This window comes from Acinetobacter sp. 25-47-130 (genome assembly GCF_056779705.1).
Window position 1 is genome coordinate 490,848 of record NZ_JBWYII010000001.1, and the last position, 13,638, is coordinate 504,485.

A 13,638-nucleotide genomic window follows, 5' to 3' on the forward strand; every position below is an offset into this window, starting at 1 on the left:
AAAAAAAGGAACGATAATGCATCAACAAGTTTATCACAGCAGTGAGATACAAGCTTGGGAACAGCGCTGGTTTGACGATCAAAATAGTGCTTTTGGTCTTATGCAGCAAGTTGCTTGGATGATGGCACAAGAAATCATCACAATTCTTCAAGGTATTGAAAAAAAGAAAATCCGTATCGCAGTCTGCTGCGGCAAAGGAAATAATGCAGGGGATGGTTATCTTGTTACGTACTATTTAGCACAGCACTCTTTATCACGACATTGTTCATTCAACCAAAATCTAGAAATCGATATTTTTTCTTTTTCACAAGTCGATCATCACTCGGCTGACTCCTTGCAGAGTGCTTATAAAATGAGTCAATCCATACGACTTAAGCAGTTCACCGATCTGAACCATTGTAAGGGTTATGATGTCTATATTGATGCATTGTTTGGAATTGGAATTAATCGTACTTTAAGTGAAGACTGGCAGAGAATTATCCATCATATTAATGAGCAAGACGGCGTCAAAATTGCGATTGATATGCCGAGCGGTTTAGATGCAAATACAGGTCAACCATTACCAATGGCTATTCATGCTCAGCATACGCTTACCGCACTCGCATATAAGGTAGGGCAATTTGTAGGGCGTGCACAGGATTTTATAGGACATCTAAAACTCATTCCCATTTTACCATGTGACTCAGATTTAAAACCTGTGGCCCGATTAAGCCCAGTCAAAACAATTTTGCCGCGACGACACTCTACAGGACATAAAGGAACGTATGGGCATGTGCTCGTGATTGGCGGTCATGCACAAATGGGAGGTGCGGTGATTATGGCGGCTGAAGCTGCATTTGCCGCTGGGGCGGGTAAAGTCACGATCGTGTGTGATGCTAAACATCATTCAGCAATTTTGTCACGATCTCCCAATGTAATGGTGCAGGATATTAATCGTTTCGATCCATCACAACGCAAAAATTTGCTACAGCAAGTCGATTCGATTTGTTTTGGAATGGGGTTGGGACGTGATGATTGGGCAGCTGAGCAATATGATCAATGGATGAGTATTCTGTCCTCTACGAACAAACCGACTGTACTCGATGCTGATGCATTGTGGTTCTTATCTGAAAAGCCCATTCGACTCAATGAGAGAACTTACGCAACGCCACATCCTGGTGAGGCTGCAAAACTTTTACACTCTAGCGTGGCGGAAGTTGAGCATGACCGCATCAAAGCAATTAAACGATTACAAACACTTTATGCTGGTGAATGGGTATTAAAAGGTGCAGGAAGTTTAACGATTGACGCGCAGCAAACCATTTGGATTTGCACCCAAGGTAATCCAGGAATGGGTACAGGTGGAATGGGGGATATCCTTGCAGGAATGATTGCTAGTCTTAAAGGACAATTGTCTAATTCCATTCAACTTCATGAAATTGTTAACTTACATGCCATGGCAGGTGATGTATTGGCTCAACAGGGTGAACGTGGTTTGTTAGCTCAGAATATGGCTCAAGCGATTTATCAAATAGTAAATCTAAAATAAAATTCAGGGATAGATATGCGATATTTAAAATTAACGATACAAGGTCTTGTTCAAGGGGGCGGATTTCGTCGCTGGTTTATGGAACAAGCCTTAAAGTTGCATTTAACTGGTTACGTTAAAAATATGGATAATGGGGATGTGGAAGCTATCATTGTTGGCACATATCAAGATGTAAATGACATGATCAAACTGGCCATGGCAGGGCCTCATAATAGTAAAGTTAAGCAAATCTTCTATGAAGACTTAATTGACATCAAAGAGCGTGATTTCGATAACTTTCAAATTCGCCAATAAGTGCATTGAGTGTCGAGAGACTTTTAACGTCGACGACTACTGCTGCGGCTTCGTCCACGTGCCATTCCACCTAAAGCATTTAAGACAGCCAATTTACTCATACTGCCAGAGGCATGTGCATGGCAAATTGCTGCGGCAAGTGCATCTGCAGCATCGGCTTGTGGTTTAATACTTAAATTAAGTATGCGCATAACCATCATTTGAACCTGTTCTTTATCAGCAGCGCCATAGCCAACAACAGATTGTTTAATTTGACGCGCAGTATATTCAGCCACTTGTAGATCTAAATTGACCAATGCCGCTATAGCTGCACCGCGTGCTTGACCAAGTTTTAAGGCAGAGTCAGGATTGACCGCCATAAATACCTGTTCCACAGCAGCTTCGGTAGGACCATGAAATTTAACGATTCTTTCAATGCCTGAAAAAATTCGTTTTAGACGCTCAGGCATGTCAGGTGTTTCAGTGCGAATTGTTCCAGCATCAACAAAAGTGAGTTTTTGCCCCTCTTTTTGAATAATACCGTAACCTGTTAGACGTGAACCAGGATCAATTCCGATAATTAATGACATTCCATGACTTTAAAAATAAAATAATGCCCATATTGTTACATAAGCGTATGAAAAAAGCTTGATACAGATTGAGCAGATGATTACGACCCTATATTTAAATTTTTGAGATTAGATTACATTTCATGAAATTAGCTCTTATTGTTTTAATCGGTATAGTCCTTGAAATCTTCGTATGGGTCGGTGTGGGTGATCTAGTCGGAAGTATGTGGTATGTATTCTTCTGGTTTATTGCTGCATTCTTTATTGGTTTAAATATGGTTCGTTCTCATGCATCAGGTTTAATGCCACAGATGCAGCAAATGCAACAAGGTCATATGAGTGCTGATCCGAATTTGACCAATAACTTACCTAAAATTATTGCGGGTATTTTCCTTTTGATTCCGGGGTTAATTTCCGATCTATTCGCCTTACTTATTCTAATTCCACCTGTTCAAACAGCATTTAAAGCGGTGATGATGAAAACCATGATGAAGCGTCAGCAAGCCATGATGGAAAAAATGATGGGTGGTATGATGGGAGATATGGGTGGCATGGGTGGTCAAGCAAATGGTCAGAATCCATTTGCAGATTTAATGCGCCAAATGCAAGAAATGCAAAGCCAGCAGCACGGTCGTGGTTCAAATGACTCTACTATCATTGATGGTGAAGCAAGAGAAATTACACCTGAAGCAAAGAAAATTGAAATGAAAGACGTTAATCAAAAGTAAATTGCGCATGTTCAAAACCAGATGTAATGTCTGGTTTTTTTATTTTTGTATCTCGATTTTCCTAAAAAACAGTATAATTCAAACAATTTTTATTCATTTTTGATTTATGTCTCTATTACTTACCATCTGTGTCCTACATCTTGTTGCTCAATTGAGTCCTGGACCTGATATTTTGTTGATTGCCAAATGCGCAGCGTCAACCACAATCGCAAACACGTTGAAAGTTATTTTAGGTATTTCTATTGGAATTTTATTTTGGGTGATTTTAACTTTATCAGGTTTTGCACTTTTGATTGCCCAATTCCCATGGATTCAACAAGTCTTAATGTTAGTCGGTGGTTTATTTTTGGCAAAAATGGGCTGGGCGATGCTAAAGGGTGGTTGGCAAACCTATAAGTCTTTCAAACTTGATGCAATTGATGAAAATCAGTTACCTTTAAAAGCTGAAAAATACTTTCTGATGGGGTTGTTTACAAACCTATCCAATCCTAAAACACTGATTTATTTTAGTAGTGTATTTTCACTTGCCTTAACTGCTTCAGCACCAGAGATGTTGAAAATACAACTGGCAGTCATTATTCCGATTCAAACGTTTTTAACCTTTACGTTTTTGATGGTCGTTTTAGCACGACCTAAAATTAAACAGCTCTACCAGCGTTCAGGGCATTACATAGATATGGCATCGGGTGGTCTATTTTTGATCTTTGCAGTCTGGTTGTGGATAGATGCGCTTATTTTGCTTAACTGAATCCTGATCTAACTCTTCTGTTTGAGTCAGAACGAGCGTGTCTTGCTGATAACGTCTTGGTCGCAAAGTTGCTTCAGTATTTTCAGAACCTTGATAAGAGCGACTTCTGTTTGCTCTTTCTCTCAAGCCGCCTTTCTTAATTAATTGAACCATCGTCATATCATCATTTTTTCACTACGTTTATTTTACTTCAATTTATGATTTCCATGCGGATATGATGGGCGAGTGCGTGAATAAAATATGGATAATCTCTAGAAGAAAAAAGAATGATAGAGCAGGTTGTCAAAAAAAATTCATATAGATATCTGATAATACAAGATATTGAATGAAGACATAGATGGTTGCTGTTTTATAGCTACATCATGAGGTTGATTATTGGTGAAGGCTTATATAGTATAAATATTAGCCTCTAAGGTGATGTAGATAAAAATAAAAAGACAGTCAAATCGGGAGGATGAGTATGCTGTATCAGTATCATTGTGCGTGTTGCGACAAGGTGGTTGCTTCGACAGACAAAGTGTGTTCTGAATGCGGATCACAAAATATCAGAACACCTTATGGTTTTTGGATATTTTGTATCATTGCGTGTTTAGCCGCAGCCATTGTGTTTAAAGTGGCCCATTTATATTTACAAGATAACCAAAATGTCCCTGTGAAGCAGTCGTTTTTGGACACGCTTCATCAAAGTGATAAAGCAAATTGAATCTATAAAAAAGCCCACATCAATGTGGGCTTTTTTATTTGGAAATTACAAACCAGCTGATGCTTTAAGCGCTTCAACCTTGTCTGTCTTTTCCCAAGTGAATGCAGTATCAGAACCTTCACGACCAAAGTGACCATATGCAGCAGTTTGCTTATACATCGGTTGAATGAGATTCAACATACGTGTAATACCATACGGACGTAAATCGAAATGCTCTCGTACCAATGCAATAATCAATTCTTCAGAAACCTTAGCAGTATTGAATGTATTGATTGAGATAGATGTTGGTTCAGCAACACCAATCGCATAAGACACTTGAATTTCACATTTATCGGCTAAACCAGCGGCAACAATATTTTTTGCAACATATCGACCAGCATAAGCAGCAGAGCGGTCTACTTTAGATGGATCTTTACCAGAGAAAGCACCACCACCGTGACGAGCCATACCACCATATGTATCTACAATGATTTTACGACCTGTTAAACCACAGTCACCGACTGGACCACCAATCACAAACATACCAGTAGGGTTGATATGGAATTTGGTATCCGCATGGAACATATCTGCTGGAATCACTTTTTTCACGATTTCTTCAATGACAGCTTCTTTTAAATCAGTCTGTGAAATCTCAGGATCGTGTTGAGTCGATAATACGACCGCATCTAAACGAACAGGTACGCCATTTTCATATGCAAAAGTCACTTGGCTTTTCGCATCTGGACGTAACCATGGCAGACTTCCGTTACGACGAAGTTCTGCTTGTTTTTCCATAAGACGGTGCGCATACGAAATAGGAGCAGGCATTAAAACATCTGTTTCGCGACTTGCGTAGCCAAACATTAAACCCTGATCGCCAGCACCTTGATCTTCAGGTTTTTGACGATCTACACCTTGAGCAATTTCAGGAGATTGTTTTCCAATCATGTTGATGACAGCACAAGTCGAACCATCGAAACCTAAATCAGAATGATGGTATCCAATGCCATTTACGGTTTGGCGTACAATTGCTTCAAAGTCTACATTTGCAGTTGTTGTGATTTCACCTGCAAGAACAACAGCACCTGTTTTTACAAGCGTTTCACAAGCAACCCGTGCATATGGGTCTTCTTTTAAGATTGCATCCAAAATAGCATCACTGATTTGGTCAGCCATTTTATCTGGATGGCCTTCGCTTACAGATTCTGAAGTAAATACAGCGTACTCGCGCATAAGTCCTATCACAGTTATTTCTAAAGACGCAATATGGTACATCGACTTAACGTTAAGGACTAGCTTAACCTGACTAAAAAGCATGAATTTATGTCATTTTTGTGTTTTTTTAATTGATATCATCATCTGTTAAATTGATAAGTGAAAACTTTTGTATAAGACTTATTCTTTTTAAGACTGAGCTGAAATAAAAAACAGCTTAAGTGGGTACGAAAGAATGTGAATACATGATTCAACATCAGTACTTTAAAAAAAGGCCAAGCGACTAAAAAATATTGAATTGAATATTGATAAAACCGACTCGCATTGTATGAATTTTTTCGCTTTAGGGCTGAAATATACGTTTCTGGGCTTTACGCTGTTTGATTTTTTTAAGACAATACACCCAGTTTTTGAATTTTATTCATTTCCCATCTTTAATTTATCGGACACTGATCTATGACAACCCCGCTGAATGAACGTCGCATTGCTAACGCAATTCGTGTACTTGCAATGGATGCTGTGCAAAAAGCAAATTCTGGACATCCAGGTGCACCAATGGGGATGGCTGATATTGCTGATGTTGTATGGCGTGAATTCTTAAATCACAATCCGACAAACCCTCAGTGGGCTAACCGTGACCGTTTTGTATTATCAAATGGTCATGGCTCAATGCTTCAATATGCATTATTACATTTGACTGGCTATGATCTTTCAATTGAAGATTTAAAAGCATTCCGTCAATTGCACTCAAAAACACCGGGGCACCCAGAATTAGGTTATGCACCTGGTATCGAAACAACCACTGGTCCATTGGGTCAGGGTATCGCGAATGCTGTTGGTTTTGCTTTGGCTGAAAAAACCTTAGCAGCGCAATTCAACAAAGAAGACATTAAAGTCGTTGATCATTTCACTTACTGTTTCTTAGGTGACGGCTGTTTAATGGAAGGTGTTTCTCATGAAGCATGTTCATTGGCAGGTACTTTGGGTCTAGGTAAATTAATTGCTTACTATGACGACAATGGTATTTCAATTGATGGTGAAGTAGAAGGTTGGTTCTCTGACGATACAGAACAACGCTTCTTAGCTTATGGCTGGCAAGTATTGAAAGTTGATGGTCACGATGCAGATGCATTACGTGCGGCAACTTTAGAAGCTAAAGCTGAAACGAAGAAACCAACAATCATTATCTGTAAAACGATTATTGGTTTAGGTTCACCAAACAAACAAGGTAAAGAAGATTGCCATGGTGCACCACTGGGTAACGACGAAATCGCATTAACGCGTGAAGCGTTGGGTTGGACTGAAGGTCCATTCGAAATTCCCGCTGACGTTTATGCTGCATGGGACGCGAAAGAAAAAGGTCAACAAGCAGAAGCAGCTTGGAACGAAGTATTTGCACAATATGAAGCAAAATATCCTACTGAAGCGGCTGATCTTAAACGTCGTTTAAGCGGTGAATTACCTGCTGACTTCGTTGCAAAAGCGGATGCGTATATTGCTGAAGTAAACGCAAAAGCTGAAACCATCGCAACACGTAAAGCAAGCCAAAATGCAATCCAAGCATTTGCCCCAATGCTGTCTGAAATCTTAGGTGGTTCTGCTGACTTAGCAGGTTCTAACTTAACACTTTGGAAAGGCGCACAAGGCGTTCAAGACAATGCTGCAGGTAACTACGTACACTATGGTGTACGTGAGTTCGGTATGACTGCAATCGCAAACGGTGTTGCACTTCACGGTGGTTTCATTCCTTACGTAGCAACATTCCTCATGTTTATGGAATATGCACGTAACGCAGTACGTATGTCTGCATTGATGAAACAACGTGTGATTCATGTTTACACACACGATTCTATTGGTTTGGGTGAAGATGGTCCAACACACCAACCAATTGAACAAATCGCATCTTTACGTGGTACACCAAACCTCAACACATGGCGCCCATGTGACACAGTTGAAGCAGCAATTTCTTGGAAATCTGCGTTAACACGTTCTGAAGGTCCAACTGCGTTGATCTTCTCTCGTCAAAACTTAGCATTCCAAACACGCACAGAGGCACAAATTGCTGATGTTGCGAAAGGTGGTTATGTATTGGCTGAAGAAAAAGGCGAATTGAAAGCGATCATCATTGCAACAGGTTCAGAAGTTGCATTGGCAATGGAAGCTTATGCACAGCTTGAAGGTGTGCGTGTTGTGTCTATGCCATGTGCTGAAGAATTTGTGAAGCAAGATGCTGCTTACCGTGAGGCAGTTCTTCCATCTAACATTCGTGCACGTGTTGCTGTAGAAGCGGCACATGTAGATTACTGGTGGAAATTTGTAGGTCTAGATGGTCGTGTAATCGGTATGACTACGTATGGTGAATCTGCACCAGCGAAAGATTTGTTCCAACACTTCGGTATTACGACTGAAGCAGTTGTCGCAGCAGTGAAAGAAATTACTGCTTAATTCTTAGAATTAAGTGTTTTAAAAGGCGTCCCAACTGTGGGGCGTCTTTTTATTTTTATGTATCTATATAGATACATTCATTCCCTAGATTTCAGATTGGAAGTGAGTAGCGCAATGAGTTTGTATGAGCAAATTAGTGATGAAATTACTTTAATGGATGCGGGTGAGCAAAAGTGGATTGGTGAAGACTTACCACTTGAAGCGATGGTAGCAGTAGAATTATTGCTACAAGATATGGCTGAAGAGAAAATCATTAAAGTACGTCGAAAAAATCGTGAAAAAACTTCAGGATTAAAACAGATTGATCGTATTCTGATTGAAAAGCTTTAACAGTCATAAAAAAAGCCTCTTATGAGGCTTTTTTATTATCCTATTTTTATTATTTTACAGTTAATTAGCCGTAGTTTCTGACACGGTAAAATTTAATTTTGGATCAGCATTTTGTTGAATTGTCCATTCACCACTTACTCTGAAAGATGCAGCTGAAGCGTAAGTATCTTCCATAAACTGGAAATACGTGATTAAGCAATCTTTAACTATTGCTTTAATTGAAAAAGGTGAAGTAAAAGTGCGCTTAGCGTGAACAGATGTATAAGTAAATTGACCGAATACAGCCACTGTTTCATTTTCAGCTAAAATATCTGTGATTTGAAAATCATCGATCGTCCAATAAGTTCCGACATTAGAAAAAGTATATATATAGGCATCACGACCTGTAGAAGTACCAGCCCAAGGTTCAATTTGTTTAAGTTCAGGATTGTTGAAATTTAGCGAAGTATAAATGGCATCTTCAGCCACTAACTTTTCTGAAGCAATCGCTACTCTTGATTTATCAGTATTATATAAAAAAGCCAATACGACATCTTTAGGTGCTTTAGTTTTAAGCGCTTTATCAATCGCTTGTTGTTGTTCACTCATCATTATTCTCCAGTTCAAAGTGGTAATTTTAGTATTATAAATGAGACAAAATATTAGTATATTGTATAAATGTTTAATTTAATCTCATATTTAAGATATGTGTTGATGTTAACTGCTTATTAGTAGAAAGCTGAAAGATGAAAAACATGATCTATACACAAGTGATAGTCATAATCTGATCAAATTGATTTGATAAAAGTGACACCTTCTTAAGGTGCGTTCTAATCTTGCAACAAACTGTTCTATCTGTACTGATGCAAGAATTTCAGAATGCTATACATTATTCACTATCCATTTCATAAATGTTTTTAAAAAATTTGAGGAAAAATTGATGAACTTTAAAACAATAGCGTTAAGTGCCGTAGTGCTTTCTGTAGCAACAGTTTCAGTTGCTAAACCAGTTGAGTATAAAATTGATCCAACTCATACAGCGACAGTATTTACTTGGGATCATTTTGGCTTTTCTACACCATCAGGTAATTTTAGCGATATCCAAGGGACGATCAAAGTAGACAATGAAAAGCCTGCAAATTCAGCGGTGAATGTCACAATTCCACTTTCAAGTATCAATACAAATGTCAAAGCTTTAGATGAACATTTATTGAAACCAGATTTCTTTGATGCTGAAAAATATCCGAATATCACTTTTAAAAGTACTAAAGTTCAACCAAATGGTAAGAACAAGTATAAGATCACAGGTGATCTAACGATTAAAAATGTTACTAAGCCTGTCGTACTAGATGCTGTTTTGAATAAACAAGCTGAACATCCTATGACGAAAGCGCAGTCTATTGGTTTCAATGCAACGACTTCATTTGACCGTTCTGCATTCGGTGTAGGCGCATATGTGCCTAATGTAGGCGACAAAATCACGGTGAATATTACGACTGAAGCTTCAGTTGCAACTGATAAGAAATAATATTCTTCAAAAACAGTACATTTTAGAAAGCACCTACGGGTGCTTTTTTAATCACGATTAAAAATTAAGAAACATCCAAAACTGATAAAAATACTACCTGTTATAAGATCAATCTTCTTGCTGATTTTTTGATATATTGTGTTTACTTGTTTAGCAGAAAAAATAAAAGCAACTATCGCAAACCAAATCAAGCTTTCAACAAAAATTAACATTAACAGGGAACTCTGCTGTATCAGAGTTGCATCACTATTCATCGCAAGCGCGAAAACACTACTGAAGTAAACTAATGCTTTAGGATTTGCCATATTGGTGAGAAAGCCTTGAATCAGTAAAGAACTGTATTTTTTCTTGACTATGCCTTTTGTAACGTAAGCTGAAGCAGGCTCTAATTTCGTTAGCCCTGATTTAAAGAGTTGAATGCCTAAATAAATGAGATAAACCCCTCCTAAAATCATCATAATTGTTTGGAGCCAAGCCATTTTTTGGAATAGATAGTGTAATCCACTCATAGCACAAATTGCCCAAACTAAAATACTAAGAGAAATTCCTAATGCTGCAAAAAGTGCATGTATGCGAGACTGTCGAACCGCACTTTGCGTGACAAATAAAAAATCTGGTCCAGGACTAATAAGTGCAAAGAAATGAATGATGGCTAAACTGAACAGTGGTGACATTTATATCTTCATTATAATTTTTGGATATTGAATTTAGGTATAGCACAATCCAATATCCTGATCTACAGTTGGGTTGAAGGCAATCAAATCAAAATCATTTAATCTGTTCAATAAAACGGCTTAAGATTGAACCTGCCACAGATTCAAGTTTTTCAGCATAACGATGGTTATCTGCACGTAATTGAGTAATATCTATACCCGCTTTACGCAATTCGCAAGTATGACCAATCAACCATTTCTCTAAACTATCTGAGGTCACTTCAGGATGGAACTGGAGTGCTAAAATATTAGATCCAACTTGAAAAGCCTGATTTTTATAAATTTGAGTGCTCGCCAGAAGTTTCGATTGCGCGGGAAGATCAAAGGTATCACCATGCCAATGCAAAACTGGCACACCATTTAAAGAATTTAGAACGTTGTCTTGCTCATTTATAATATCTACCGTACTCCAGCCAATTTCTTTGGTGTGGCCGGCATATACTGCACTACCCAAGGCTTTTGAAATGAGTTGAGCACCTAGACAGATGCCAAGCGTAGGGCGTTGAAGTTTTAATCTTTCTTTAAGTAAGTCTATTTCTGTTTGTAGGAAAGGGTAATCTTCTGTTTCATAAACACCAATCGGTCCACCCAAAATAATGGTCAGACCTTCGTAGTTTAATGCTACTGAAAGATCATCCACACCTGCATCAAAATATCTGACCCGATAACCCAGTTGATATAGTGTCTCCTCAAAAGAACCTAGATCTTCAAAGGCTAAATGCTGTATTGCATATACTGTTTCAGGAAGCTTTCTCATGATGTGACGTTCTTAAAAGAATGATGAGGAAATTATAGAGCTTTTGGAACTAAGGTTTCGTCCATAAAACAATATAAAACGATTTATTTCGCAATCCCATTTTTTAATAATGTCTTGAGCATAGCTAGACTAGAATTGAGAATATCTTTTTTTAAGCGTTCATCTTGAACTCCACGTGCTAATAGTACGGAGCCCACCATTTGACAGAGTATTGCCCAAGCGAAATCAGGTTCTGGAGCATGCTGCGCAAATAGTTTGTAACCACGCTGAAGTTCTTTTTCAAAACATTGTTTAATGTCAACATCAGCGCGTGAAACTTCAGCAGCAAGTGAGGGTAAAACACAGCCTTTTTCTGGGTGTTGAACGTGTAATAGAGAAAGATATCGGTTCATTTCAAAATCTAACCAAGATTCTGGATCTTGATGAGGATTCATTTCCCACTGTTGAATACTTGCTCCGATTTCAGATTCGATTAAGGCTTTAAATAAGTCGTTTTTTGAAGAAAAGTGAGAATAGAAAGCACCGCTGGTCATATTTGCAGCGTGCATAAAACCATCAACCCCAGTATTGTTAAAACCTTGTTTTTTTGCGAGTTCACCACTGGTTTTTAAAATTTCGCGACGTTTTTCTTCTTTGTATCCTGCTTTATATCTCATATTGAATATTCAATAACCATTGACTGTGCCTCAAAACTATAACATAGTGATCGTTATAATAACGATCGTTATTTAATGGAGAGATGATGAACGATCAGCAGTCAGAAATTAATCATTCAGAAGAAAAATCAACATATAACAAGGTCGCACTGATCATTGGTGCAGGAGATGCCACAGGCAGTGAGATCGCAAAACGCTTTGCGCGAGGTGGATATACTGCTTGTATGACTCGACGCAATGCAGACAAGCTTGCACTTGTCATCCGAGAGATTGAAGCACACGGTGGTCAAGCTTATGGATTTGCTTCAGATGCAAGAAAAGAAGATCAAGTGATTCAACTGATTGACACAATTGAACGTGACATTGGTCAGATTGAAGTATTGGTTTTTAATATTGGAGCAAATGTGCCGTGTAGCATTCTAGAAGAAACAGCACGTAAATATTTTAAAATCTGGGAAATGGCTTGTTTTAGTGCTTTTTTAAATGGTCGTGAAGTCGCTAAACGGATGGTCGCAAGGCAGCGCGGCACTATCATTTTCACTGGTGCAACAGCAAGCATCCGTGGTTCATCATATTTCAGCGCTTTTGCTGGCGCTAAACATGCGTTAAGAGCCTTAGCCCAAAGTATGGCAAAAGAGTTAGGGCCTCATCATATTCATGTTGCGCACATCATTATTGATGGGGCGATTGATACTGATTTTATTAAAGATACTTTCCCTCATTTGTATGAAAAAAAACAGCATGACGGTATTTTGAATCCTCAACATATAGCTGATAACTATTGGCATATTGCTCATCAACCACGAGATGCTTGGACACATGAATTGGATTTGCGACCATGGTCTGAACAGTGGTAATCATATTTAATAAGGATAAGACATGACTACACAACAACAAAAAGTTGAATTTTATTTCGATCTTGGCAGTCCATTTAGTTATTTGGCTTTTTATAAGCTACAAGAAATCACCCAAAAATATAATGCAGTGATTGATTACACACCAATTTTATTGGGTGGAATTTTTAAGTCGACTGGTAACAAGAGTCCAATTGAGGTGCCTGTTAAAGGGATCTATTCAATGCAAGACTTAAGTCGTTGGTCAGATTATTATCAGATCCCGATGCAGATGAATCCATATTTTCCAATGAATACATTGACTTTAATGCGTATATTAACGGCAGTGAAAATCTATCATGATGAATATTTTGAAGTGATTTTGACCAAGCTTTTTGATGCGATGTTTAGAAAGCCCTTGAATTTAGCCGATCCAGAAGTTCTGATAAATTTATTTCAAGGTGATGCAATCGACGGTCAGCAACTTTTGGATTTAAGCCAAGATCCGGTGGTAAAACAAAAATTGATTGATGAAACAAACAATGCCGTACAACGAGGGGTATTCGGAGCACCTACATTTTTTTTGCGGGAAAATATGTACTGGGGGCAAGATCGCTTGCATTTTGTAGAGCGCGAATTACAAAAATAAGTGAA

The 13,638-nt window shown here is 38.4% G+C and carries 17 protein-coding genes; 10 read left to right on the forward strand and 7 right to left on the reverse strand.

Going from position 1 to position 13,638, the window contains the following annotated elements; translation table 11 throughout:
* The first annotated feature begins 16 nt into the window (after nt 1–16).
* Both AC1M83_RS02385 and AC1M83_RS02390 read left to right on the forward strand, forming a co-directional pair.
* On the forward strand, nt 17–1,528 hold the full coding sequence (locus AC1M83_RS02385; RefSeq protein ID WP_481589910.1) for an NAD(P)H-hydrate dehydratase: 1,512 nt from the start codon (nt 17–19) through the stop codon (nt 1,526–1,528).
* Nucleotides 1,529–1,543: 15 nt separating this feature from the next.
* On the forward strand, nt 1,544–1,822 hold the full coding sequence (locus AC1M83_RS02390; RefSeq protein ID WP_481589911.1) for an acylphosphatase: 279 nt from the start codon (nt 1,544–1,546) through the stop codon (nt 1,820–1,822).
* Between the two features lie 23 nt (nt 1,823–1,845).
* On the opposite strand, the gene ruvC is transcribed toward AC1M83_RS02390, so the two are convergent.
* Complete coding sequence (ruvC, locus tag AC1M83_RS02395; RefSeq protein ID WP_035263804.1) at nt 1,846–2,391, reverse strand: crossover junction endodeoxyribonuclease RuvC; 546 nt, start codon at nt 2,389–2,391, stop codon at nt 1,846–1,848.
* Nucleotides 2,392–2,513: 122 nt separating this feature from the next.
* On the opposite strand from ruvC, the gene AC1M83_RS02400 reads away from it, so the two are divergent.
* Both AC1M83_RS02400 and AC1M83_RS02405 read left to right on the forward strand, forming a co-directional pair.
* Nucleotides 2,514–3,098, forward strand: coding sequence for an FxsA family protein (locus tag AC1M83_RS02400; protein WP_035263802.1), 585 nt, complete (start codon nt 2,514–2,516; stop codon nt 3,096–3,098).
* Between the two features lie 106 nt (nt 3,099–3,204).
* On the forward strand, nt 3,205–3,846 hold the full coding sequence (locus tag AC1M83_RS02405) for a LysE family transporter (RefSeq protein WP_179998148.1): 642 nt from the start codon (nt 3,205–3,207) through the stop codon (nt 3,844–3,846).
* Here the strand turns inward: AC1M83_RS02405 and AC1M83_RS02410 are convergent.
* Nucleotides 3,790–3,999: a hypothetical protein gene (locus AC1M83_RS02410; protein WP_035263798.1), complete on the reverse strand. Its 210-nt coding sequence runs from the start codon at nt 3,997–3,999 to the stop codon at nt 3,790–3,792. The two genes, AC1M83_RS02405 and AC1M83_RS02410, sit on opposite strands and share 57 nt — an antisense overlap.
* 307 nt (nt 4,000–4,306) lie before the next feature.
* On the opposite strand from AC1M83_RS02410, the gene AC1M83_RS02415 reads away from it, so the two are divergent.
* On the forward strand, nt 4,307–4,549 hold the full coding sequence (locus AC1M83_RS02415) for a hypothetical protein (RefSeq protein ID WP_035263796.1): 243 nt from the start codon (nt 4,307–4,309) through the stop codon (nt 4,547–4,549).
* Nucleotides 4,550–4,594: 45 nt separating this feature from the next.
* Here AC1M83_RS02415 and metK read toward each other — a convergent pair whose 3' ends face one another.
* On the reverse strand, nt 4,595–5,761 hold the full coding sequence (gene metK / locus AC1M83_RS02420; protein WP_035263794.1) for a methionine adenosyltransferase: 1,167 nt from the start codon (nt 5,759–5,761) through the stop codon (nt 4,595–4,597).
* Nucleotides 5,762–6,199: 438 nt separating this feature from the next.
* Here metK and tkt point away from each other — a divergent pair, with 438 nt between their 5' ends.
* Together tkt and AC1M83_RS02430 are read left to right on the forward strand one after the other, a co-directional pair.
* Complete coding sequence (gene tkt / locus AC1M83_RS02425) at nt 6,200–8,188, forward strand: transketolase (protein WP_481589912.1); 1,989 nt, start codon at nt 6,200–6,202, stop codon at nt 8,186–8,188.
* Nucleotides 8,189–8,302: 114 nt separating this feature from the next.
* Nucleotides 8,303–8,518, forward strand: coding sequence for a hypothetical protein (locus AC1M83_RS02430; protein ID WP_035263790.1), 216 nt, complete (start codon nt 8,303–8,305; stop codon nt 8,516–8,518).
* A gap of 60 nt (nt 8,519–8,578) precedes the next feature.
* Here the strand turns inward: AC1M83_RS02430 and AC1M83_RS02435 are convergent, their stop codons facing one another.
* Nucleotides 8,579–9,106 carry a nuclear transport factor 2 family protein gene (locus AC1M83_RS02435; protein ID WP_481589913.1) on the reverse strand — a complete coding sequence of 176 codons (528 nt, stop codon included), beginning with the start codon at nt 9,104–9,106 and terminating at the stop codon, nt 8,579–8,581.
* A gap of 331 nt (nt 9,107–9,437) precedes the next feature.
* Here AC1M83_RS02435 and AC1M83_RS02440 point away from each other — a divergent pair, with 331 nt between their 5' ends.
* On the forward strand, nt 9,438–10,025 hold the full coding sequence (locus tag AC1M83_RS02440) for a YceI family protein (protein ID WP_092766398.1): 588 nt from the start codon (nt 9,438–9,440) through the stop codon (nt 10,023–10,025).
* Nucleotides 10,026–10,072: 47 nt separating this feature from the next.
* On the opposite strand, the gene AC1M83_RS02445 is transcribed toward AC1M83_RS02440, so the two are convergent.
* The 3 genes from AC1M83_RS02445 to AC1M83_RS02455 form a co-directional block, all read right to left on the reverse strand.
* Nucleotides 10,073–10,699: a LysE family transporter gene (locus tag AC1M83_RS02445; RefSeq protein ID WP_035263786.1), complete on the reverse strand. Its 627-nt coding sequence runs from the start codon at nt 10,697–10,699 to the stop codon at nt 10,073–10,075.
* A 94-nt stretch (nt 10,700–10,793) separates the two neighbouring features.
* Nucleotides 10,794–11,495, reverse strand: coding sequence for a glutamine amidotransferase (locus AC1M83_RS02450; RefSeq protein ID WP_481588231.1), 702 nt, complete (start codon nt 11,493–11,495; stop codon nt 10,794–10,796).
* An 83-nt stretch (nt 11,496–11,578) separates the two neighbouring features.
* Nucleotides 11,579–12,151 carry a TetR/AcrR family transcriptional regulator gene (locus AC1M83_RS02455; RefSeq protein ID WP_035263783.1) on the reverse strand — a complete coding sequence of 191 codons (573 nt, stop codon included), beginning with the start codon at nt 12,149–12,151 and terminating at the stop codon, nt 11,579–11,581.
* Nucleotides 12,152–12,237: 86 nt separating this feature from the next.
* On the opposite strand from AC1M83_RS02455, the gene AC1M83_RS02460 reads away from it, so the two are divergent.
* A complete protein-coding gene (locus tag AC1M83_RS02460; RefSeq protein WP_481589914.1) occupies nt 12,238–13,008 on the forward strand; it encodes an SDR family oxidoreductase in 771 nt (256 codons plus the stop codon).
* Nucleotides 13,009–13,030: 22 nt separating this feature from the next.
* Nucleotides 13,031–13,633 carry a 2-hydroxychromene-2-carboxylate isomerase gene (locus AC1M83_RS02465; RefSeq protein ID WP_481589915.1) on the forward strand — a complete coding sequence of 201 codons (603 nt, stop codon included), beginning with the start codon at nt 13,031–13,033 and terminating at the stop codon, nt 13,631–13,633.
* Nucleotides 13,634–13,638: the final 5 nt, after the last annotated feature.

Coding starts and splice junctions, on each gene's coding strand:
- AC1M83_RS02385 (WP_481589910.1), top strand. CDS start 17: ATGCATCAACAAGTTTATCACAGCAGTGAGATACAAGCTTGGGAACAG.
- AC1M83_RS02390 (WP_481589911.1), top strand. CDS start 1,544: ATGCGATATTTAAAATTAACGATACAAGGTCTTGTTCAAGGGGGCGGA.
- ruvC (WP_035263804.1), bottom strand. CDS start 2,391: ATGTCATTAATTATCGGAATTGATCCTGGTTCACGTCTAACAGGTTAC.
- AC1M83_RS02400 (WP_035263802.1), top strand. CDS start 2,514: ATGAAATTAGCTCTTATTGTTTTAATCGGTATAGTCCTTGAAATCTTC.
- AC1M83_RS02405 (WP_179998148.1), top strand. CDS start 3,205: ATGTCTCTATTACTTACCATCTGTGTCCTACATCTTGTTGCTCAATTG.
- AC1M83_RS02410 (WP_035263798.1), bottom strand. CDS start 3,999: ATGGTTCAATTAATTAAGAAAGGCGGCTTGAGAGAAAGAGCAAACAGA.
- AC1M83_RS02415 (WP_035263796.1), top strand. CDS start 4,307: ATGCTGTATCAGTATCATTGTGCGTGTTGCGACAAGGTGGTTGCTTCG.
- metK (WP_035263794.1), bottom strand. CDS start 5,761: ATGCGCGAGTACGCTGTATTTACTTCAGAATCTGTAAGCGAAGGCCAT.
- tkt (WP_481589912.1), top strand. CDS start 6,200: ATGACAACCCCGCTGAATGAACGTCGCATTGCTAACGCAATTCGTGTA.
- AC1M83_RS02430 (WP_035263790.1), top strand. CDS start 8,303: ATGAGTTTGTATGAGCAAATTAGTGATGAAATTACTTTAATGGATGCG.
- AC1M83_RS02435 (WP_481589913.1), bottom strand. CDS start 9,106: ATGAGTGAACAACAACAAGCGATTGATAAAGCGCTTAAAACTAAAGCA.
- AC1M83_RS02440 (WP_092766398.1), top strand. CDS start 9,438: ATGAACTTTAAAACAATAGCGTTAAGTGCCGTAGTGCTTTCTGTAGCA.
- AC1M83_RS02445 (WP_035263786.1), bottom strand. CDS start 10,699: ATGTCACCACTGTTCAGTTTAGCCATCATTCATTTCTTTGCACTTATT.
- AC1M83_RS02450 (WP_481588231.1), bottom strand. CDS start 11,495: ATGAGAAAGCTTCCTGAAACAGTATATGCAATACAGCATTTAGCCTTT.
- AC1M83_RS02455 (WP_035263783.1), bottom strand. CDS start 12,151: ATGAGATATAAAGCAGGATACAAAGAAGAAAAACGTCGCGAAATTTTA.
- AC1M83_RS02460 (WP_481589914.1), top strand. CDS start 12,238: ATGAACGATCAGCAGTCAGAAATTAATCATTCAGAAGAAAAATCAACA.
- AC1M83_RS02465 (WP_481589915.1), top strand. CDS start 13,031: ATGACTACACAACAACAAAAAGTTGAATTTTATTTCGATCTTGGCAGT.